The sequence below is a fragment of the Arthrobacter sp. C152 genome (assembly GCF_054890965.1).
This window is the reverse complement of record NZ_JBTZSU010000039.1, coordinates 15,839-35,548: the sequence shown is the minus strand read 5'-3', so window position 1 is coordinate 35,548 and position 19,710 is coordinate 15,839. Positions and strand designations below refer to the sequence as shown.

Annotated in this window: 18 protein-coding genes; 2 read left to right on the top strand and 16 right to left on the bottom strand. The window is 67.1% G+C overall.

All coding sequences use genetic code 11. The features are described from left to right. On the top strand, positions 1 to 437 hold a 437-nt coding region (locus tag ACYSM9_RS19005), incomplete at its 5' end, for a glucose-6-phosphate dehydrogenase assembly protein OpcA (protein WP_461858513.1). Positions 438 to 474: 37 nt separating this feature from the next. After that, the gene (gene pgl, locus ACYSM9_RS19000; protein ID WP_461858516.1) at positions 475 to 1,245 is read left to right on the top strand and encodes a 6-phosphogluconolactonase; all 771 of its coding nucleotides are present in this window, start codon (positions 475 to 477) and stop codon (positions 1,243 to 1,245) included. On the opposite strand, the gene ACYSM9_RS18995 is transcribed toward pgl, so the two are convergent. The 16 genes from ACYSM9_RS18995 to ACYSM9_RS18920 form a co-directional block, all read right to left on the bottom strand. Beyond that, positions 1,198 to 1,593, bottom strand: a complete 396-nt coding sequence (locus ACYSM9_RS18995) for an RNA polymerase-binding protein RbpA (RefSeq protein WP_461858512.1) — start codon at positions 1,591 to 1,593, stop codon at positions 1,198 to 1,200. The genes pgl and ACYSM9_RS18995 overlap by 48 nt on opposite strands. Positions 1,594 to 1,734: 141 nt before the next feature. Next, positions 1,735 to 1,989 (bottom strand): preprotein translocase subunit SecG, encoded by a 255-nt coding sequence (gene secG, locus ACYSM9_RS18990; RefSeq protein ID WP_461858511.1) that lies wholly within the window; start codon positions 1,987 to 1,989, stop codon positions 1,735 to 1,737. Positions 1,990 to 2,037: 48 nt separating this feature from the next. Beyond that, complete coding sequence (gene tpiA / locus ACYSM9_RS18985; RefSeq protein ID WP_461858510.1) at positions 2,038 to 2,853, bottom strand: triose-phosphate isomerase; 816 nt, start codon at positions 2,851 to 2,853, stop codon at positions 2,038 to 2,040. Positions 2,854 to 2,961: 108 nt separating this feature from the next. Further along, complete coding sequence (locus ACYSM9_RS18980; protein WP_461858509.1) at positions 2,962 to 4,188, bottom strand: phosphoglycerate kinase; 1,227 nt, start codon at positions 4,186 to 4,188, stop codon at positions 2,962 to 2,964. A 10-nt stretch (positions 4,189 to 4,198) separates the two neighbouring features. Next, positions 4,199 to 5,209, bottom strand: a complete 1,011-nt coding sequence (gene gap / locus ACYSM9_RS18975; protein ID WP_461858508.1) for a type I glyceraldehyde-3-phosphate dehydrogenase — start codon at positions 5,207 to 5,209, stop codon at positions 4,199 to 4,201. A gap of 245 nt (positions 5,210 to 5,454) precedes the next feature. Further along, a complete protein-coding gene (locus ACYSM9_RS18970) occupies positions 5,455 to 6,081 on the bottom strand; it encodes a superoxide dismutase (RefSeq protein WP_461858507.1) in 627 nt (208 codons plus the stop codon). Between the two features lie 99 nt (positions 6,082 to 6,180). Further along, a complete protein-coding gene (gene whiA, locus ACYSM9_RS18965) occupies positions 6,181 to 7,161 on the bottom strand; it encodes a DNA-binding protein WhiA (RefSeq protein WP_043454785.1) in 981 nt (326 codons plus the stop codon). 9 nt (positions 7,162 to 7,170) lie between these two features. Beyond that, the gene (locus ACYSM9_RS18960; protein ID WP_461858506.1) at positions 7,171 to 8,190 is read right to left on the bottom strand and encodes a gluconeogenesis factor YvcK family protein; all 1,020 of its coding nucleotides are present in this window, start codon (positions 8,188 to 8,190) and stop codon (positions 7,171 to 7,173) included. Next, positions 8,190 to 9,113 (bottom strand): RNase adapter RapZ, encoded by a 924-nt coding sequence (rapZ, locus tag ACYSM9_RS18955; protein WP_461858515.1) that lies wholly within the window; start codon positions 9,111 to 9,113, stop codon positions 8,190 to 8,192. The genes ACYSM9_RS18960 and rapZ overlap by 1 nt, the downstream gene beginning before the upstream one ends. A gap of 70 nt (positions 9,114 to 9,183) precedes the next feature. Beyond that, a complete protein-coding gene (gene uvrC / locus ACYSM9_RS18950; protein ID WP_461858505.1) occupies positions 9,184 to 11,184 on the bottom strand; it encodes an excinuclease ABC subunit UvrC in 2,001 nt (666 codons plus the stop codon). Positions 11,185 to 11,243: 59 nt separating this feature from the next. After that, the gene (locus ACYSM9_RS18945; RefSeq protein WP_461858504.1) at positions 11,244 to 11,912 is read right to left on the bottom strand and encodes a lysophospholipid acyltransferase family protein; all 669 of its coding nucleotides are present in this window, start codon (positions 11,910 to 11,912) and stop codon (positions 11,244 to 11,246) included. Further along, positions 11,899 to 12,615 (bottom strand): HAD hydrolase-like protein, encoded by a 717-nt coding sequence (locus ACYSM9_RS18940; RefSeq protein ID WP_461858503.1) that lies wholly within the window; start codon positions 12,613 to 12,615, stop codon positions 11,899 to 11,901. The genes ACYSM9_RS18945 and ACYSM9_RS18940 overlap by 14 nt, the downstream gene beginning before the upstream one ends. 82 nt (positions 12,616 to 12,697) lie before the next feature. Then, positions 12,698 to 15,622: an excinuclease ABC subunit UvrA gene (uvrA, locus tag ACYSM9_RS18935; protein ID WP_461858502.1), complete on the bottom strand. Its 2,925-nt coding sequence runs from the start codon at positions 15,620 to 15,622 to the stop codon at positions 12,698 to 12,700. A 47-nt stretch (positions 15,623 to 15,669) separates the two neighbouring features. Beyond that, on the bottom strand, positions 15,670 to 16,050 hold the full coding sequence (locus tag ACYSM9_RS18930; RefSeq protein ID WP_461858501.1) for a GntR family transcriptional regulator: 381 nt from the start codon (positions 16,048 to 16,050) through the stop codon (positions 15,670 to 15,672). Beyond that, the gene (locus ACYSM9_RS18925; RefSeq protein ID WP_461858500.1) at positions 16,047 to 17,858 is read right to left on the bottom strand and encodes an ABC transporter ATP-binding protein; all 1,812 of its coding nucleotides are present in this window, start codon (positions 17,856 to 17,858) and stop codon (positions 16,047 to 16,049) included. Before ACYSM9_RS18925 ends, ACYSM9_RS18930 begins: the two co-directional genes overlap by 4 nt. Next, positions 17,855 to 19,588 carry an ABC transporter ATP-binding protein gene (locus tag ACYSM9_RS18920; protein WP_461858499.1) on the bottom strand — a complete coding sequence of 578 codons (1,734 nt, stop codon included), beginning with the start codon at positions 19,586 to 19,588 and terminating at the stop codon, positions 17,855 to 17,857. Before ACYSM9_RS18920 ends, ACYSM9_RS18925 begins: the two co-directional genes overlap by 4 nt. Between the last annotated feature and the right edge of the window lie 122 nt (positions 19,589 to 19,710).

Sequence of the window (19,710 nt, the reverse complement as noted above, 5' to 3'; positions counted from 1 at the left end):
ACCTCGCCTGGACCCGCCTGACCAACTGGCGCATCCAACTCGCCGCCGCACTGGACGAAGTGGATTCCTCACCGGTCACCGCCGTCGCGGTCGAAGGCGCTTCGGACTCGCCCAGCACCATCCTGCTGGCGGCCTGGCTCACCCTGACGCTGGACGCACCCGTCACCATCGTCGCGGACCCCGCAGGCACCGGAATCCGCCGCGTCCGGCTCACCCGGCCCGGTGGTGACGTCCAGCTCTTCCGCCCCGGATTGTCCATCGCCGAGCTCACCCAGCCCGGCCAGCCGGCCCAGCGGATTTCCCTCCCGCGGCGCAGCCTCCGTGACTGCCTCGCCGAGGAGCTGCGCCGGCTGGACCCGGACGAAGTGTTTGGCGAAGTGATTACTATGGGACTGCCACGAACCAATCTAAGGAGCGTCCGACCCAGTGAGCGTTGACCCAAGAGTAAGCATCCATCCTGATTCGTCCGTCCTCATGGCGGCCATCGCGGCACGCCTGATCACCAAGCTCGTTGATGTGCAGGACAAATACGGCGAAGCCACCGTGGTGCTCACTGGGGGAACGGTGGGAATCGGCACGTTGAAGGCTGTCGCTGACTCTCCGGCGGCTCCCGCCGTCAATTGGTCGAAGGTCAACTTCTGGTGGGGGGACGAGCGTTTCGTTGCTTCCTCCGACCCGGACCGGAACACCAGGCAGGCCTTCGATGCGCTGCTGTCGCACATCCCGGTGGACCCCGAGCGGGTCCACTCCCCCGGGTCGTCCGATGATTTCGAAACCCCGGAGGAGGCAGCGGACGATTACGCCCGCCAGCTGCGGGACGCGGCGGCCGCTGAACACGCGGCCGACATGTCCGACGACAGGCCGGAGGAGCCGGCTTCGCTTCCCCGCCTGGATGTCGTGTTGCTGGGGGTCGGCCCCGACGCGCACGTCGCGTCGCTGTTCCCGGAACAGGCAGGGATCCGCGAGAAGGACCGCACGGTGGTGGGTGTGCGGAACTCACCCAAGCCGCCGCCGCTGCGCGTGTCCCTGACCCTGCCGGCCATCAACACGGCAGCGGAAGTGTGGATGGTGGTGGCAGGAGAGGACAAAGCCGGCGCGGTAGGCCTGGCGCTGGCCGGCGCCAACCCCGTGCAGGTGCCTGCGGCCGGACCCCGGGGAACCGCCCGTACCCTGTGGCTGATCGACGAAAATGCAGCCTCACGTGTCCCGCAGCAACTGGTCCGGAAGGACGCCGCGGGCGCGTAGTTTCTCCAGCGCTCCGGCGAGGACGTCTTCGGCGTCCTGGCCGGAGCGCCGCTCTTTAACGTACTCAAGGTGGCTCTTGTAGCCGTCGTCGAACGGGTCCTCCGCAGCCGCCGCCTGCCCGTCCCGGGACGCGATGCCGCCGCAGCGACGGCAGTCCCACGTCAGCGGAATCTGGTCCTCCGGCAATTTCAGGAAGACCGGCTGTGTCTCATGGCCCTTCGCGCACCAGTACGAGACGCGGATGCGCGGCAGCGGGTGCGGGCTGGGATCGTTGGACTGCAGGCTCGACCCGGAGCCGGCGGTGACGCCGGCACGGGTACCCCGGAAGCCAGATGCTGGGTGGACCATTGCAACTCCTGCCAGTAAGCGGAAACGCCCGGGCGTCCGCGGCTTAAACAGAACTGTGGCTGCCGGTTAAACCGACAGCCACAGTTTAGAAGGCCTGCCTGGGCGGCGGGAGTGCCGCAAGACCCTATTCGCGGAAGGGCCTCAGGAGTCGCCCCCGCTGAAGCGCATGATCAGGCCCAGCGCGATGATCACGACCCCCCAGGTGACGCCCAGGACGATCGTGAAGCGGTTCAGGTTCCGTTCCGCCACACCGGACGAGCTCAGGCCGGAGCTCATGCCGCCGCCGAACATGTCGGACAGGCCGCCGCCGCGGCCCTTGTGCAGGAGGATCAGCAGCGTCAGCAGGAGGCTGGTGATGCCCAGGAGGATCTGCAGGATGACATGAAGAACGTCCACGACGGCCTTTCGGAAGTTGGGATTGCGGGAGTGTGCGCAGGTACCGGACTAGTCGGTGACCAGGTGGCTCTCGAACCTGACAATATTAGCAAACTCAGCCGGATCGAGGCTGGCGCCGCCCACCAGGACGCCATCCACGTCGGGTTCCTGGAGGATGGCGGCAGCGTTGTTGGCCTTCACGGAACCACCGTAGAGCAGGCGGGTCCTGGCTGCGACGTCTTCCCCGAAGATCGCCTGCAGTTCCGCGCGGATGGCTGCGCACATTTCCTGGGCGTCCTCCGGACCTGCCACCTCTCCGGTGCCGATGGCCCAGACAGGCTCGTACGCCACAACGAGTTCGGCTGCCTGCTCGTTGGTCAGCCCTGCCACGCCGGCGCGCAGCTGCTGGAGTGTGTGCTCGACATGGGTTCCGGCCTGGCGGATTTCCAAGCCTTCGCCGACGCACAGGACAGGGGTGACCCCGTGCTTGAAGGCGGCCTTGACCTTGGCGTTGAGGACGTCGTCGGATTCGTTGTGGATGGTGCGGCGTTCGCTGTGGCCCACCAGCACGTACTGGCAGCCGAGCTTGGCGAGGAACTGGCCGGAAATGTCGCCCGTGTAGGCGCCGGAATCGAATTGGGAGAGGTCCTGGCCGCCGTAGGCAACCTGCAGGTCATCGCCCTGCACCAGCGTCTGGACGCCACGAAGGTCGGTGAACGGCGGGAAGACGGCAACCTCTACCCGGCTGTAGTCGTGCTTCGCGTCGGAGAGGGTCCAGGCCAGCTTCTGCAGAAGGGTGATGCCCTGCACGTGGTCCATGTTCATTTTCCAGTTGCCCGCGATGAAGGGCTTGCGGTCGAAAGCGCCGTTCGTTGAGGTTGTCACGTGATCTCCAAAAAGTTCTTGATATGTGTTCGGCCGGCAGGCTGCCACGGGCAACCTGCCGGCCGGAGGACTCCGAAGTCCATGCAGTGCCGGGCAGCGCCGGCTGTATTACCGGTCCAGGACGCTGAGCCCGGGCAGTTCCTTGCCTTCGAGGTATTCCAGGCTGGCACCGCCACCGGTGGAAATGTGGCCGAACTGGTCGTCGGCGAACCCCAGGGTGCGCACTGCCGCGGCCGAGTCGCCGCCGCCCACCACGGTGAACGCGCCGGTCTCCGTCAGGGCCTGGGCGATGGCACGCGTGCCGGCGGAGAACGCCTCAAACTCGAAGACGCCCATCGGCCCGTTCCAGAAGACCGTCTTGGCGCCCCTGATGCGTTCAGCGAACGCCGACGCGGTGTCCGGCCCGATGTCCAGGCCGATGCCCTGCGCGCCGAAGCTGCTGCTTTCGATGGCATCGGCGGGGACGGTCTCGTACGCGGCGTCGGCGGCGAACTTCTCCGCCACCACCACGTCCGTGGGCACCACGAATTCGGTGCCGGCGTCGGCGGCGCGCTTCAGGTAGTCCTGGACCACGGGGATCTGGTCTTCCTCGAGCAGGCTCGAGGCGACCTTGTGCCCTGCCGCTGCCAGGAACGTGAAGAGCATGCCGCCGCCCACCAGGATGGTGTCGGCCTTGCCCAGCAGGTTGTCGATGACGGCGAGCTTGTCCGAAACCTTGGAGCCGCCCAGCACCACCACGTAGGGGCGCTGCGTGTCCGTCGTGAGCTTGCGCAGGACGTCCACCTCGGTGTGCACCAGGTCGCCCTGGTACGACGGGAGCCGGGTGGCGACGTCGTACACGCTGGCGTGCTTGCGGTGGACGGCGCCGAAAGCGTCATCCACGTAGGCGCCGTTGCTGCCGGTCAAGGCCACGAGCTCATCAGCGAAGGCTCCGCGTTCGGCGTCGTCCTTGCTGGTTTCGCGGGAGTCGAACCGCACGTTCTCCAGGATCAGCGCTTCGCCGTCCTGGAGGGCCGCCGCCGCGTCCTTGGCCGACGCGCCGACGGTGTCCGCGGCGAGGGTGACCTTGAAGCCTGCCAGTTCCGCGAGGCGGTCTGCTGCGGGCCGCAGGGAGTACTTGGGGTCCGGGGCGCCCTTGGGGCGTCCGAGGTGGGCTGTTACCAGCACGCGGGCACCGGCGTCCGTGAGCTTTGACAGCACTGGAAGGGAGGCCTTGATGCGGCCGTCGTCAGTGACTGTAGAGCCGTCGAGCGGCACATTCAGGTCACTTCGAACCAGAATGTACCGCCCGCGGACACCTTCAGCGATCAGTTCGTTGAGGGTGTGAGATGTCATGTGTCTAACCCTAGCCCAGCTTGGACGCGACAAGCTCCGTAAGGTCAACGAGGCGGTTGGAGTAGCCCCATTCGTTGTCATACCAGGAAACAACCTTGACCTGGTTGCCGATGACCTTGGTCAGGCCGGCGTCGAAGATGGACGAGGCGGGGTCGCCGACGATGTCGGAGGACACGATGGGCTCCTCCGTGTAGGTCAGGAAGCCCTGCAGTTCCTCGGACTCGGCGGCGCGCTTGAGGGCGGCGTTGACTTCCTCCACGGTGGTCTCGCGGGAGACGGTGACGGTGAGGTCGGTGGCGGAGCCGGTGGGGACCGGAACGCGGATGGCGTAGCCGTCCAGCTTGCCCTTCAGTTCGGGCAGGACCAGGCCGATGGCCTTGGCGGCACCGGTGGAGGTGGGGACCATGTTGATGGCTGCGGCGCGTGCACGGCGCAGGTCCTTGTGCGGGCCGTCCTGCAGGTTCTGGTCGGCGGTGTAGGCGTGGACGGTGGTCATCAGGCCGCGTTCGATGCCGAACTCGTCGTTGACCACCTTGGCCAGCGGGCCGAGGCAGTTGGTGGTGCAGGACGCGTTGGAGATGATGTTGTGGCTCGCGTTGTCGTACAGGTCGTGGTTGACACCCATCACGATGGTGATGTCTTCGTCCGAGGCGGGAGCGGAGATCAGGACCTTTTTGGCGCCGGCGTCGATGTGCTTCTGCGCGTCGGCGGCCTTGGTGAAGAAGCCGGTGGACTCGATGACGATGTCCACGCCGAGCTCGCCCCACGGGAGGTTGGCGGGGTCGCGTTCGGCCAGGACCTTGACGACGTTGCCGTTGACGACGATGTTGCCGTCCTTGACCTCGATGGTTTCCTTCAGGCGGCCGCCCACGGAGTCGTACTTGAACAGGTGTGCCAGGGCCTCGGGGCTGGTGAGGTCGTTGACGGCAACAATTTCCAGGTCCGCGCCCTGGGCAAGCGCTGCGCGGAAGTAGTTGCGGCCAATGCGGCCAAAGCCGTTGATACCAATACGGGTCGTCACTTTTACAGTCTCCTTGGTGCTTTGAGAAGCACTACTAGTTGAGCGGGCGTTCAAGCCAACTAACAGATCCCGCACGCCATTGGGCAGAGATGATTAACACGGAGGGCGACCAGCCTCATTGCTGAAGGCTAACCGCCTTCCGTGACCTATCTTACGTTTAACTGGGTCCGCCCCCGCAAGTGCGGGGGCGGACGGTCCACATCCCGGTCCGTTTAAGTCCGAATGTGAAGTTTGTTACACCGTGGCTACGGGAGGGTGATCAGGCCCGTGGCGTTGGCGCGTGCTGCCTCGAAGCGCTGTGCGACGTCGGCCCAGTTCACGATGTTCCAGAACGCCTTGACGTAGTCGGCCTTGACGTTGACGTAGTCCAGGTAGAAGGCGTGCTCCCACATGTCCAGCATCAGCAGCGGGGTGGTGCCCAGGGCGGTGTTGCCCTGCTGGTCGTAGAGCTGCTCGATGACCAGGTTTCCGCCGATGGGTTCGTAGGCCAGGAAGCCCCAGCCGGAACCCTGCAGGCCGAGGGCGGCTGCGGAGAACTGGGCGCGGAACGCGTCGAAGGAACCGAAAGCGTCGTCGATGGCCGCTGCCAGTTCGCCTTCGGGCTTGTCACCGCCGTCCGGGGACAGGTTGTTCCAGAACACGGAGTGGTTGATGTGGCCGCCGGTGTGGAACGCGAGGTCCTTGGAGAGCCGGTTGATGTTGGCGAAGTCGCCCTTTTCCCGTGCCTCGGCAAGCTGGGCCAGCGCGTTGTTGGCGCCGGCGACGTAGGCTGCGTGGTGCTTGCTGTGGTGCAGCTCCATGATCCGCGCAGAGATGTGCGGCTCGAGGGCGGCGTAGTCGTACTTGAGTTCGGGCAATACGTACTCAGTCACAAAATCCTCCAATATCGTGGACACGCGGTCCGGTTGGTAACTCTCGGATTGTGCATCCGGGCGTCAGGCACCCGGAATCTTTTTGATTCTATGGGGCTGCTACTCGTCCAGCATTTCGGGCGTCACATTGGCGTCCGTTCCGGGAATCCCCAGGTCAAGCGCGCGTTTGTCCGCCATGGCGAGCAGGCGGCGGATGCGGCCTGCGATCGCGTCCTTGGTCATCACGGGGTCGGCGAGCCGGCCCAGCTCGTCCAGGCTGGCCTGCTTGTGCGCCACCCGCAGTTCACCGGCGTACTTGAGGTGGTCCGGAACGTCGTCGCCAAGGATTTCCAGGGCCCGCTCCACGCGGGCTCCGGCGGCGACGGCGGCCTGCGCGGAGCGGCGGAGGTTGGCGTCGTCGAAGTTCGCCAGCCGGTTGGCCGTGGCGCGCACTTCCTTGCGCATGCGCCGTTCCTCCCAGACCATCAGGGCGTCGTGGGCCCCCATGCGGGTGAGGAGGGCGGCGATGGTGTCGCCGTCGCGGATCACCACGCGGTCAACGCCGCGGACCTCGCGCGCCTTGGCCTGGATGTCCAGCCGGCGGGCGGCGCCCACCAGGGCCAGCGCGGATTCCGGCCCCGGGCAGGTCACCTCCAGCGAGGAGGACCGGCCCGGCTCGGTCAGCGATCCGTGGGCGAGGAAGGCGCCGCGCCACACGGCTTCGGCGTCGGCCGCGGAGCCATTGACGACGGCGGACGGCAGCCCGCGCACGGGACGGCCGCGGCCGTCCAGGAGACCCGTCTGCCGGGCGAGTGCCTCGCCGTCGCGGACGACGCGCACCACATAGCGGCTGGCGCGCCGCAGCCCGCCGGCGGAGACGACGATGATCTCGCTTTGGTGGCCGTAAACCTCGGCGATGGCTGCCCGCAGCCGGCGCGCGGTGGAGGCGAGGTCGACCTCCGCCTCGATGACGATCCGGCCGGAGATGATGTGCAGTCCCCCGGCGAAGCGGAGCATTGCGGAGACTTCAGCCTTCCGCACGGATGACTTCTTGATGTCCAGACGGGACAGTTCTTCCTTGACCGATGCTGTCAGTGCCATGGCACCTTCCTAACTGTTCCCGAAAATGTCCTGGTACGCCGTCGCCAGCCGCAGCGGCTCGTGCACGGGGCGGCGCCCTGACGCCCCTACTTTACCCAAGACCACCTCGGCGCCGATCATCCCTGCCGCCTCCTCGAACTCCTGCCGGTCCGGGACCGACGCGGGGTCGGCGAGGACGACGTCGACGCTGAACTCCGGCGCATACTTCCGCAGGACGTGGAGGTGGTCGGCGGCCGTCATCCCCGACGTTTCCTTCGTATCCGTGGCCAGGTTCATGGTCAGGCAGCGCTTGGCGGGAGTGCTGCACAGGGCCTGCCGCATCTCGGGCAGAAGCAGGTGGGGCAGGACGGAGGTGTACCAGGAGCCGGGGCCCAGGATGATCCAGTCCGCCAGTTCGATGGCCGTGAGCGCTTCCACGCACGCGGGTGCCGCCTTGGGCAGGAGACGAACTTCCTCCAGCGACCCGGCCACGGCGCAGCGGGCCTGGCCGTGGATGGTCTGGAGTGCGCTGGCGCCGTCGGGGGCCGTGACGCGGACGTCACCTTCGATGGTGAGCGGGACGGTGGACATGGGAAGCACTTCACCGCGGGCGCCGAGCAGTGCGCCGGCCCACCGAAGCCCGGCGACGGCGTCGCCCAGCAGTTCCCACAGGGTGACGATCAGCAGGTTGCCCATGGCGTGTTCATCCAGGGAGCCGCCCGGGCCCTTGCCCGGACGGAACCGGTGCTGCATGACGTCCCGCCAGGTCCGCCCCCAGTCCGTGTCGTCGCACAGCGCAGAGAGCGCCATCCGGAGGTCACCCGGCGGCAGGACGCCGTACTCTTCGCGCAGACGCCCGGACGAGCCGCCGTCGTCCGCCACTGTCACAATGGCGGTGAGCTCGGAGGTGAGCAGGCGCAGCGCCGACAGTGAGGCCGCCAGCCCGTGCCCGCCGCCCAGCGCGACAACATTGGGGCCCTTGTCCTGCTGGCCCGGGACCAATCCGCCGGCGGGCGGCACCAGGGGCAGGGCGCCGGTGAACAGCGCCATTACTCGCGGCCCAGGTCCCGGTGGGCGGTGGTCACCGTGACCCGCGGGTACTGCGCCAGTTTCTTGGAAAGCTCGACGGCGACCGCGACGGAGCGGTGCTTGCCGCCGGTGCAGCCCACGGCGATGGTGGCGTAGTGCTTGTTCTCCCGCCGGTAGCCCTCCAGGACGGGCTCCAGCGCCAGGACGTAGCGGTCCACGAAGTTCTTCACGCCCTCGGCCTCCAGCACGTAGTCGCTGACGTCCTTGTCCAGCCCGGTCTGTGGCCGCAGCTGCGGCACCCAGTGCGGGTTGGGGATGAAGCGCACGTCCGCGACGTAGTTGGCGTCCACGGGCAGGCCGTATTTGAAGCCGAAGCTCATGACGTTCAGCCGCAGCGCGACGGGGCCCGTTTCACTGAACAGTTCCGTGATGGCGGTGGCGAGGCCGTGGACGTTGTAGTTGGAGGTGTCCAGGACGACGTCGGAGCTGTCGCGCAGTTCCTGCAGCAGCTCACGTTCGGCGGCAATGCCGTCGAGGATCCGCCCGCCGCCCTGCAGCGGGTGGGGGCGCCTGCCCTGTTCGAACCGGCGGACCAGGACGTTGTCGCTGGCGTCCAGGAACAGTACGCGGAAGGTGACCCCACTGGCGGCAAGGGCCCCCAGGGCGGAGCGGATGTCAGCGAAGAGGCCCTTGCTGCGCACGTCGATGACCACCGCGAGCCGTGGAATGGACTGCGGGGCGTGTGAAACGAGCTCGGCCAGGGTGCCCAGCATTTGCGGCGGCAGGTTCTCCACGACATACCAGCCGTGGTCCTCGAGCGCGTCGGCGGCGGTGCTCCGCCCGGCGCCGGACATTCCGGTGACCACCAGCAGCTCCGCTTCGAGCGGCTTGACGGGCTCCAGCCCGTCCTCCCCTGCCCCGGATTCCGCCGTTGTGTCTGCCATCAAGTCCGCCCCGTTTCCTTTGTTGTCCCGGGGCGGCCGTACCGGCCTTGAACCCCGTCCTTTACCCTAGCTAAGTTTCAATGATTTCGCCGGTGGCCATGTTGATCGCCGGCAGGGGCGGCGCCTCCGTGGCGGCGCCGGCGAAATGGTTCACGATGGCGCTGGCCAGTGCAGGGCCGATGCCCTTCGCCTGCGACAGTTCCTCCGCGGTGGCCGCCTTGACACCCTTGACCGAGCCGAAGTGGGCCAGCAGGGCTTTGCGTTTGGAGGCCCCCAGGCCCGGCACGGCGTCCAGCGCGGACACCGTCATCGCCTTGCCGCGCTTTTGCCGGTGGAACGTGATGGCGAAGCGGTGCGCCTCGTCGCGGATCCGCTGCAGCAGGTACAGCCCCTGCGAGGTCCGCGGGAGGACCACGGGAAAATCGCTGTCGGGCAGCCAGACTTCCTCCAGGCGTTTGGCCAGCCCCACGACGTAGACGTCGTCGATGCCGAGGTCCGCCAGCGCCCGTGCGGCGGCATTCACCTGCGGCTGGCCGCCGTCCACCACCACCAGGTTGGGCGGGTACGCAAACTTTGCCTTCGGCGCCGGCGTCGTGGTGTCCAGGACGGCGTCCTCGCCCGCCGGTTCCGCCGGTCCGGCAGCGAGGGCGGACTCGTCCACCTGCGCCGACTTGTCCTGGAGGTAGTGCCGGAACCGCCGGGTAAGCACGTCATGCATGGCCGCCGTGTCATCGGCAGCCGCGGGTCCGGTGATGGAGAACTTCCGGTAGTCGGACTTCTTCGGCAGCCCGTCCTCCACCACCACCATGGATGCCACCACGTTGGTGCCCTGCACGTGCGAGACATCGAAGCACTCGATCCGCAGCAGCGGCACGGGCAGGTCCAGCGCTTCCTGCAGTTCCTGGAGCGCCTGGGACCGCACGGTGATATCCCCGGCGCGGCGGGTCTTGTGGAGTTTGAGCGCGTGCTCGGCGTTTTCGCGCACGGTGGACATCAGCGCGGCCTTGTCGCCGCGCTGGGGAACCCTGATGTCCACCTTGGCGCCGCGGATCCCGCCCAGCCATTTGGCCAGGTCTTCGGCGTTGCTCGGCGCCACGGGCACCAGGACTTCGCGCGGGAGCCGGCCGTGGGTGTCGCCGTCTTCGCCGTACACCTGCTGCAGCAGGTGCTCCACCAGGTCCGGGGTGGTGAAGTCCTCCACCTTCTCGACCACCCAGCCGCGCTGCCCCCGGATGCGGCCGCCGCGGACATGGAAGACCTGGACCGCGGCCTCAAGTTCGTCCTCGTGCAGGGCGAAGACGTCGGCGTCGGTGTCTTCGGCCAGCACCACGGCGTTGCGTTCGAAGACCTTCCGCAGGGCGGTGATGTCATCGCGGAGCCGGGCCGCGCGTTCGTAGTCCAGTTCCGCCACCGCTTCGGCCATCTGCTTCTCGAGTTTGGCGATGAAGCGTTTCGCCTCGCCGCCCATGAAGGCGCAGAAGTCCTCGGCGAGTGCGCGGTGGTCCTCCGGGGAGATCCGGCCCACGCATGGCGCGGAGCATTTGTCGATGTAGCCCAGGAGGCACGGACGGCCGCTGGCTTCGGCCCGCTTGAGGACGCCGGGGCTGCAGCTGCGCACGGGAAAGACGCGCAGCAGGGTATCCATGGTTTCCCGGATGGCGCCCGCGGTGTAGGGGCCGAAATACCGGGTCCCCTTCCGCTTGTCCCCCCGCATGACCTGGACCCGGGGGTACTTCTCCCCCATGGTCACGGCCAGGTACGGGTAGGTCTTGTCGTCGCGGAAGACGACGTTGAAGCGCGGTTTGAATTCCTTGATCCAGGTGTATTCGAGTTGCAGCGACTCCAGTTCGCTGCCCACCACGGTCCATTCCACGCTGCTGGCGGCGTGGACCATGGCGTAGGTCTTGGGCAGCAGCCCGGCGGGGTTGGCGAAGTAGGAGTTCAGCCGGGACCGGAGGCTTTTGGCCTTGCCTACGTAGATGACCCGGCCATGCGGATCACGGAAGCGGTAGACGCCGGGATTGGTGGGGATTTCACCCGTGGTCGGCCGGTAACTTGCTGGATTTGCCACCTATCCAGTCTACTGAGGCGCGCGCAGTGTGTTTGCACGGGCCGGGTACTGCGGCCGGGTCAGTCGACGGACTTGCTCTGGTTGTAGCTGCCGGAGCGCTCCTGGCCGCTGAGCGCAGCGATCGCGTCCATGATCCGGTCCGTGACCTCGCGGCGCGCGGGCAGGGAGTGGTCCGGGCCAGTCTTGTCGAAATACAGCGGTTCACCCACCTTCATGGTGAAGTGCTGCGGCCTGACCCCTTTTTCACCGGCGCGCTGGAGCTTCTCGGTGCCGATCAGCCCCACCGGTATCACCGGGGCGCCGGTGGTGAGGGCCAGCCAGCCCACGCCGGTCCGGCCGCGGTACAGGACGCCGTCCCGCGAACGGGTGCCCTCGGGGTAGATGCCGATTCCGCGGCCGGACTCGAGGATGTCCAGCAGCGTCTTGAGTGCCTGGACGCTGGCCGCCTGTTCGCCGCGTTCCACGGGAATGGACCCCACGGATTCGAAGAAGGCCTTCATGACTTTGCCTTTGACGCCGCCGGTGGTGAAGTATTCAGCCTTCGCGAAGAACGCCACGGGGCGCGGCATCAGGGCCTGCACGATGACGCTGTCGAAGAAGGAAAGATGGTTGGGAGCGACGATGAAGGGCCCGTCGGACGGCACGTTCTCCAGGCCGACGACGGTGGGCCGGCAGCTGCCCGCGATCAGGTTGCGGGTGGTCCACCGGACGACATCAAACATTTCCATCGTTGCTCACCCCGCTCATGGCCGCGAAGTGGATGGCCTGGAGCCGGTCGATCACCGTCAGCAGTTCCGCGGTGTCACTGACGACGGCGAACGAGCCGGCGTCCTCCAGCTCACCGTCGGGGGCGAAGCCCCACACGACACCGACGCAGTCGAGCCCGTTGGCGATGGCACCCGAGACATCCTGGGCACGGTCGCCCACCATGATGGCGTGCTGGGTGTCCAGGTGGCGGAGCGCCGCCGCGATGATCTGGGTCTTGCCCAGGGGAACGCCTTCCACGGCCGTTTCGTCATCCGCCGAACCGTGGATGCCGTGGAAGAACCCGTCAATGCCGTGGTGCGCCAGGACGGTGCGGGCCAGCCGCTGGGGCTTCTGGGTGGCGACCGCAACAGGGCGCCCCGCCGCCGAAAACGCCTCAAGGATCTCCCGGATGCCCGGGTACAGCCTGCTCTGCCCGATGCCGGTGGCCACGTAGTACTCCCGGTACAGGCGGACCACCTCTGCGAGGCGGTCCGCCGGGACCTTGGCCACGTTGAGCAGCGAGTCGCTCAGCTTGGGACCGATCATCGATTCGAGCAGTTCCTGCCCGGGCACCGGAAGGCCGAGTTCCCGCAGGGCCGCCGCAATACCGTCTGTAATTCCACCGGCCGGATCGACAAGAGTGCCGTCCAGGTCAAAGATCACGGGCACTGTTGTTGAAGTCACCGGGCTAGTTTCTCATGACACGCCCGGTGCCTGAAACTCGCATTCCCCGAGAGGAATATTTCCAGCGGGGTTCCGGTGCTGGTCAGCGCAGGATTTCGGCGAGGAACTTCCCTGTGTGGCTCACGTCCGAGGCGGCAACCTGCTCCGGCGTGCCGGCCGCAACGATCTGCCCGCCGCCGGAGCCGCCGTCCGGGCCAAGGTCCACGATCCAGTCCGCGCTCTTGATGACATCCAGGTTGTGCTCGATGGTGATCACGGTGTTGCCCTTGTCCACCAGCCCCTGCAGGACCATGAGCAGTTTGCGGATGTCCTCGAAGTGCAGTCCCGTGGTGGGCTCATCAAGGACGTAGATGCTGCGGCCGTTGGACCGCTTCTGCAGTTCCGCGGCAAGCTTGACGCGCTGGGCCTCGCCGCCCGAGAGGGTGGTGGCAGGCTGGCCGAGCCGAACGTAGCCCAGGCCCACATCCACCAGCGTCTTCAGGTGCCGGGCGATCGGGGAGAACGCCGCGAAGAACTCCGCCCCTTCCTCGATAGGCATGTTCAGGACGTCCGCGATGGTCTTGCCCTTGTAGTGCACCTCGAGGGTTTCCCGGTTGTAGCGGGCCCCGTGGCAGACTTCGCACGGCACGTACACGTCCGGGAGAAAGTTCATCTCGATCTTCAGCGTTCCGTCGCCGGAGCACGCCTCGCAGCGGCCCCCCTTGACGTTGAAGGAGAACCGGCCGGGAAGGTAGCCGCGGACCTTGGCCTCGGTGGTCTCGGCGAAGAGCTTGCGGATGTTGTCGAAGACACCGGTATAGGTGGCCGGGTTGGAACGCGGCGTCCGCCCGATGGGACTCTGGTCCACATGGACCACCTTGTCCAGGTGTTCGAGTCCCTGCACGGTCTTGTGCCGGCCCGCCACCTGCTTGGCGCCGTTGAGCTTGTTGGCCAGGACCTTGTACAGGATCTCGTTGACCAGGGTTGACTTGCCGGAACCACTGACGCCGGTGACGGCGGTGAAGAGCCCGAGCGGGAAGGCGGCGTCGACGTTCAGGAGGTTGTTCTCCCGAGCGCCAACCACCTTGATCTCGCGCTTCTTGTCGTACTTGCGGCGTTTCTTCGGCAACTCAATGGCCTTGCGCCCGGACAGGTAGTCGCCGGTCAGGGAGTTCCTGTTTTCCAGCAGCTCCTTGTAGGGACCGGAGTGGACCACCTGGCCGCCGTGCTCGCCGGCGCCCGGCCCGATGTCAACCACCCAGTCCGCCACGTGGATTGTGTCCTCGTCGTGCTCCACCACGATGAGCGTGTTGCCCATGTCGCGCAGCCGGGTGAGGGTTTCGATCAGCCGGCGGTTGTCACGCTGGTGCAGGCCGATGGACGGCTCGTCGAGGACGTAAAGCACGCCCACGAGGCCGGACCCGATCTGCGTGGCCAGCCGGATGCGCTGGGCCTCGCCGCCGGACAGGGTGGCCGACGGGCGCTCCAGGTTCAGGTATTCCAGGCCGACGTCGAGGAGGAAGGTCAGCCTTGCCTGGATCTCCTTGAGCACCTGGTGGGCGATCTGGGCTTCGCGGCCGGTCAGGACCAGGTTGTTCAGGAATTCGGCGCAGGCGCGCATGGGCAGCGCCGCGACCTCGGCGATGGACTTGCCGTTAATGAGGACCGACAGTGACGCGGGGTTGAGGCGGGCGCCGTTGCAGGCGGGGCAGGGAACCTGCCGCATGTACTCCTCGTAGCGGTCGCGGGCCCAGTCGGAATCAGTCTCGCCGTGCTTGCGGTGGACGTACTGGATGGCGCCCTCGAAGCCGGTGCTGTACTTGCGTTCGCGGCCGAACCGGTTGCGGTACTGCACCACCACCTTGTGGTCCTTGCCGTGCAGGATGGTCTGGCGGACATCCTTGCCCAGCTTCTCCCACGGGGTGGACATGGAGAAGCCGACTTCCTTGGCGAGGCCCTCGAGCAGCCGGTTCCAGTACTCGGTGGTGGCAGTGCCCATGGACCACGGGGCGATGGCGCCTTCGGACAGCGACAATTCCGGGTTCGGGACGATGAGTTCCTCGTCCACTTCAAGCCTGGTGCCGATACCGCTGCAGGCCGCGCAGGCGCCGAACGGGTTGTTGAAGGAGAAGGACCGTGGCTCGATCTCGTCGATCGCCAGGGGGTGTTCGTTGGGGCAGGCCAGGTTTTCCGAGAAGGCCCGGATCCGTTCCGGTGCGTCCGCGTCCAGGTCCACGAATTCGGCGAGCACCCTGCCCTCTGCCAGGCCGAGGGCCGTCTCAATGGAGTCGGTGAGCCGCTGGCTGATGCCTTCCTTGACCACCAGACGGTCCACCACCACCTCAATGGTGTGCTTGTACTGCTTTCCGAGCTTGGGCGGATCGCTCAGCTGGACCAGTTCGCCGTCGACCCGTGCCCGGGAGTACCCCTTGGCGCTGAGTTCCTTGAAGAGGTCCACGAACTCGCCCTTGCGTCCGCGCACAACCGGTGCCAGGACCTGGAACCGGGTGCCCTCGTCGAGCTCGAGCAACTGGTCGACGATCTGCTGCGGGGTCTGCTTGGAGACCGGCTCGCCGCAGACCGGGCAGTGCGGCCGGCCCACGCGCGCCCACAGCAGGCGCATGTAGTCGTAGATCTCGGTGATGGTGCCCACGGTGGACCGCGGGTTCTTGCTGGTGGACTTCTGGTCGATGGAGACCGCCGGCGAGAGGCCTTCGATGAAGTCGACGTCCGGCTTGTCCACTTGGCCCAGGAACTGGCGGGCGTAGGCCGACAGCGATTCGACGTACCGGCGCTGGCCTTCGGCGAAGATGGTATCGAACGCCAGCGACGACTTTCCGGACCCGGACAGGCCGGTGAACACGATCATGGCGTCGCGCGGCAGGTCCAGGTCCACGTTGCGCAGGTTGTGCTCCCGCGCCCCTTTTACTACCAGGCGGGACAGATCCGGCCGCTGCGGTGCGGCAGCAGGCGGGACGGTGAAGGAAGCGGCGGGGGCGGAAGTTTCTTCAGCTACGGCTTTAGGCACCCCATAATGCTAATCGAAAACTTTTTCGAACACGGACGGTTCCGCCCTCAGGGAACATCGTAGGCGGCAGCCAGCAGCTTCACCGCTTCCGCGAAGGTGGCACCCTGCGATTTTGCGACGGCGGCATAGGCGGCGGCGGCGTCCGACAGGCCGCCCAGCCTCTCGTCCCGGGCGGAGACGACCGTCCCGTTCCGGCCCCGGGTTGCCACGACGCCTGCCGCTTCGAGTTCCTTGTACGCCCGGGCAACCGTGTGCGGGGCCACGTCGAGTTGCCCGGCGAGGGCCCGCACGGCAGGAAGCCTGGTGCCCGGCGGCAGCGCCCCGTTGTCGGCGAGGTGGATGACCTGGAGCCGCAGTTGCTCGAACAGGGCCACGCTGCTGGCGGGGTTGGGGCGCCAGCCGCCTGGGAAGTCAGCGGCCGGGTTCACAGGCCGGCCTCCAGGACGCCGGCCTTGCCGGGGCGGTCCGAGAACTGCGCGTTGTAGAGCCTCGCGTAGTAGCTGTTGGCGGCCAGGAGGGTGTCATGCGTTCCCTGCTCCACGATGCGTCCATGGTCCATGACGAGAATTAGATCAGCGTTCCTGACGGTGGACAAACGGTGGGCGATCATGAAGCTGGTGCGGCCTTCCCGGAGCCGGCGCATCGCCTGGCGGATCAGCAGCTCGGTCCTGGAATCCACGGAGCTGGTGGCCTCGTCCAGGATCAGCACGGTCCGGTTGGCCAGCTGCGCCCGGGCGATGGTGAGAAGCTGCCGCTGGCCCTGGCTGAGGGGTTCGCCCCCGTTTTCCAGCACCGTGTCATACCCGTGGGGCAGCGACCGGATGAAGCGGTCGGCGTGGCTCGCTTCCGCGGCGGCCACGATGGCCTGCCCGTCCGCTTCCGGCAGCCCATAGGCAATGTTGTCCCTGATGGTGCCGGCAAACAGCCACGCATCCTGCAGGACCACGCCGAACTGGCCCCGCAGCACGTCGCGGGGCAGCCCTGCGATGTCCGTGCCTCCGATGGTGATCCGCCCCGATCCGGGCTCCAGGAAACGCATGAGCAGGTTCACCACTGTGCTTTTTCCGGCCCCGGTGTGGCCCACGATCGCCACGGCCTGGCCCGGTTCCACACTGAAAGAGAGGTTGCGGACGGCCGGCACCGCGCCCGGATAGCCGAACGTGACGTCCTCGAAGGCGATGGTTCCGGCCACGGCGTCTCCAGGGGTTTGCTGCGGCTCGGGCGGGTCCTCCTGGGCGTCCAGCAGGGCGAACACCCTGGCCGCGGAGGCGGCACAGGACTGCATGACATTGAGGAGTCCGCCGATTTGCCCCACGGGCTGGGTGAACAGCCGGCTGAACTGGATGAAGGCCTGGACGCCGCCGATGGTCATGGCTCCCGTGGTCACCTGGAGTGCTCCGACCACGGCCACCGCGATGTAGTTCAGGTTGGACATCAGCACCATCAGCGGCTGGACCATCCCGGCCGAGTACTGGGCGGTGCCGGCCGCGCGGGCCAGGCGCCGGTTGCTTTGGCTGAAGATCTCCGCGGCCTGCGCCTGGCGGCCAAATGCCTTGATCACTTCGTGGCCGCTGATGAATTCCTCCACGTGCGCGTTGAGTTCGCCTGTCTCCTTCCACTGCCTCGTGAAATGCACTGCGGACCGGCGTGCCACCAGGACGGTGATCCATGTGGACACCGGGACGATGGCGAGGGCGATGGCGGCGAGGACCGGTGAGATCCAGAGCATCATGGCGAGGGAGCCGCACAACATCAGGACCGACACGATCAACTGGGTGAGTAGTTGATTCAGGGCCTGGGCGATGTTGTCGACATCGTTGGTGGCGCGGCTGAGCACGTCGCCCCGGGAGCGTTCCCGGAAGTAGGTCGAGGGGAGCCGGTGGAGTTTGTCCTCCACGGAGGCCCGGAGGCCATACATGAGTCCCTGCACGGCCCGGGCCGTCAGCGCGCCCTGCACCCAGTTGAACAGGGACGCGAAGATGTACATCATGGCCACCGCGGCCAGCAGCGTTCCCAGCCGCTGGTCCAGGGCGCCCTGGAAGACGCCGTCCACCACGATGTCGGTGGCGTCGCCCAGGTACTTCGGGGCGGCGACGTTAAGTCCCGCGAAGGCGCAGGTGGCTCCGACGGCGCCGAGCATCTGGACCCTGAACGGACGCAGGAGCCCCAGGAGCCGGCGCGCGGTGGGCCAGAACCTGCCCGGCGCCTCTGCCCCGGCTGCCTCCGGCGCCGTCACAGGGGGCCGTCCAGCACAAGCTGGGATTCGGCAATTTCCCGGTAGGTGGCGGAGGTGCCCAGCAGGTCCTGGTGCGTTCCCTGCGCAACCAGCCGGCCGTCGTCGAGCACCAGGATGAGGTCCGCCGTCTCGACGGCGGAAATGCGCTCGGCCACGATGATGACCGTGGCGGTGCCGATGCGCTGCTCCAGCGCGTACCTCAGCCTGGTGTCGGTGTCGTAGTCGAGGGCGGAAAAGCTGTCGTCAAAGAGGTAGAGGGGCGCGTCGCGCAGCAGGGCGCGCGCCATGCACAGCCGCTGGCGCTGGCCGCCGGAGAGGCTGGCACCGCCCTGCCCCACCGGGGTCTCAAGGCCGAGGGGCAGGTCCCGCATGAACCGTATGGTCTGCGCCGCCTCCAGCACGGCCCACAGCTCCTCGTCCGATGCCTCGGGCGCGGCCAGCCGGAGGTTTTCCGCGATGGTTCCGGTGAAGAGATGGGAATGCTGGGGCACGATGGCCATGGCTTCCCGAAGCTGGTCCAGCGGGAGGTTCCGGATGTCGTGCCCGGCGAGGGTGATGCTCCCCTGCGTGGGGTCGAGGAACCGCGGGATCAGGTTCAGCAGCGTGCTCTTGCCGCTGCCGGTGGCACCCACGATCGCCGTGGTGGTGCCCGGTGCTGCCGTGAAGCTGATGTCCGCGAGGACAGGAGCCTCGGCTCCGGGATAGGCAAAGCCAACGCCGTGGAATTCGAGGGCCAAGGCTTGCGGGACTGGACCGTCCGGCATGGTGGTTGGCCGGGGCGCGGTGTCGCGGACCGAGGGTTCGGTGTCCAGGACCGCCTGGATGCGTTCGGCGCAGACGGCGGCGCGGGGCGCGGTCATGAGGACGTACATGGCCATCATGATCGCCAGCAGGATCTGCATGATGTAGGCGATAAAGGCCGTCAGCGCCCCCAGGTTCATCTGGCCTGCCTGGATGCGGTGTCCCCCGAACCAGACGATGGCGACGGAACTGAGGTTGACCACCAGCATGATCATGGGGAGCATGCCAGCCACCAGCAGTGCGGACTGCAGGTTGTTGGCGGTCAGCCCGGCGTTGGCCTGCGCGAAGCGGCGCACTTCATGGTCCTGGCGGACAAAGGCGCGGATGACGTCGGCACCGATGATCTGCTCGCGGAGGATTCCGCCCGCCCGGTCGAGCAGGTCCTGTCCTTCCCGGTACAGCGGAATCAGCCTGCGGACGATCAGGTACATGATGAGCAGGAGGAGCGGCACGACGACGATCACCACCACGGACAGCCCGATGTCCTGCTGGAGGGCCAGGATGATCCCGCCCAGCCCCATGGCCGGGCCGGCGACCAGCATGGTGAAGACCAGCACGGCGAACGCCTGGATCTGCTGGGCATCATTGGTGGCGCGGGTGGTGAGGCTTTGCGTTCCGAACAGGGCGACGTCCTGCGAGGACAGCGACTGGACCTTGGTGAAGATGTCGGCCCTGAGCCGCCGGCCGATCCTCATCGCCACCAGCGCACCCAAATAGCCTGCCGCGATGGCGGATGCGGCCTGGACGGCGGCGATGGCGGCCATGAGCGCGCCGAGGCGGGTGATCACCTCCGTATCGCCGGCCACGATGCCGTCGTCGATGATGGCCGCGTTCACCGTTGGCAGCAGAAGGTTCGCCGCCGCCTGGACAAGCTGCAGGAACGCGATGGCGCCGACACGGGGCCCCTGGCCCTCCAGCAGCCGCGTCATGAGTCCGACCAGCAAAATACCCCCCGTACACGCGGTAGCCCAAGAGAGGACCGGCGGCTTGACCCTAAGGCTCTGGCGACATTGTAAGCCAGATTACTTTCCGCCGCTGTCACGGCCCGTGA

Coding starts and splice junctions, on each gene's coding strand:
- pgl (WP_461858516.1), top strand. CDS start 475: ATGGCGGCCATCGCGGCACGCCTGATCACCAAGCTCGTTGATGTGCAG.
- ACYSM9_RS18995 (WP_461858512.1), bottom strand. CDS start 1,593: ATGGTCCACCCAGCATCTGGCTTCCGGGGTACCCGTGCCGGCGTCACC.
- ACYSM9_RS18980 (WP_461858509.1), bottom strand. CDS start 4,188: ATGACATCTCACACCCTCAACGAACTGATCGCTGAAGGTGTCCGCGGG.
- whiA (WP_043454785.1), bottom strand. CDS start 7,161: ATGGCACTGACAGCATCGGTCAAGGAAGAACTGTCCCGTCTGGACATC.
- ACYSM9_RS18960 (WP_461858506.1), bottom strand. CDS start 8,190: ATGGCGCTGTTCACCGGCGCCCTGCCCCTGGTGCCGCCCGCCGGCGGA.
- rapZ (WP_461858515.1), bottom strand. CDS start 9,113: ATGGCAGACACAACGGCGGAATCCGGGGCAGGGGAGGACGGGCTGGAG.
- ACYSM9_RS18945 (WP_461858504.1), bottom strand. CDS start 11,912: ATGGAAATGTTTGATGTCGTCCGGTGGACCACCCGCAACCTGATCGCG.
- ACYSM9_RS18920 (WP_461858499.1), bottom strand. CDS start 19,588: ATGACGCGGCTGCTGGAGGGCCAGGGGCCCCGTGTCGGCGCCATCGCG.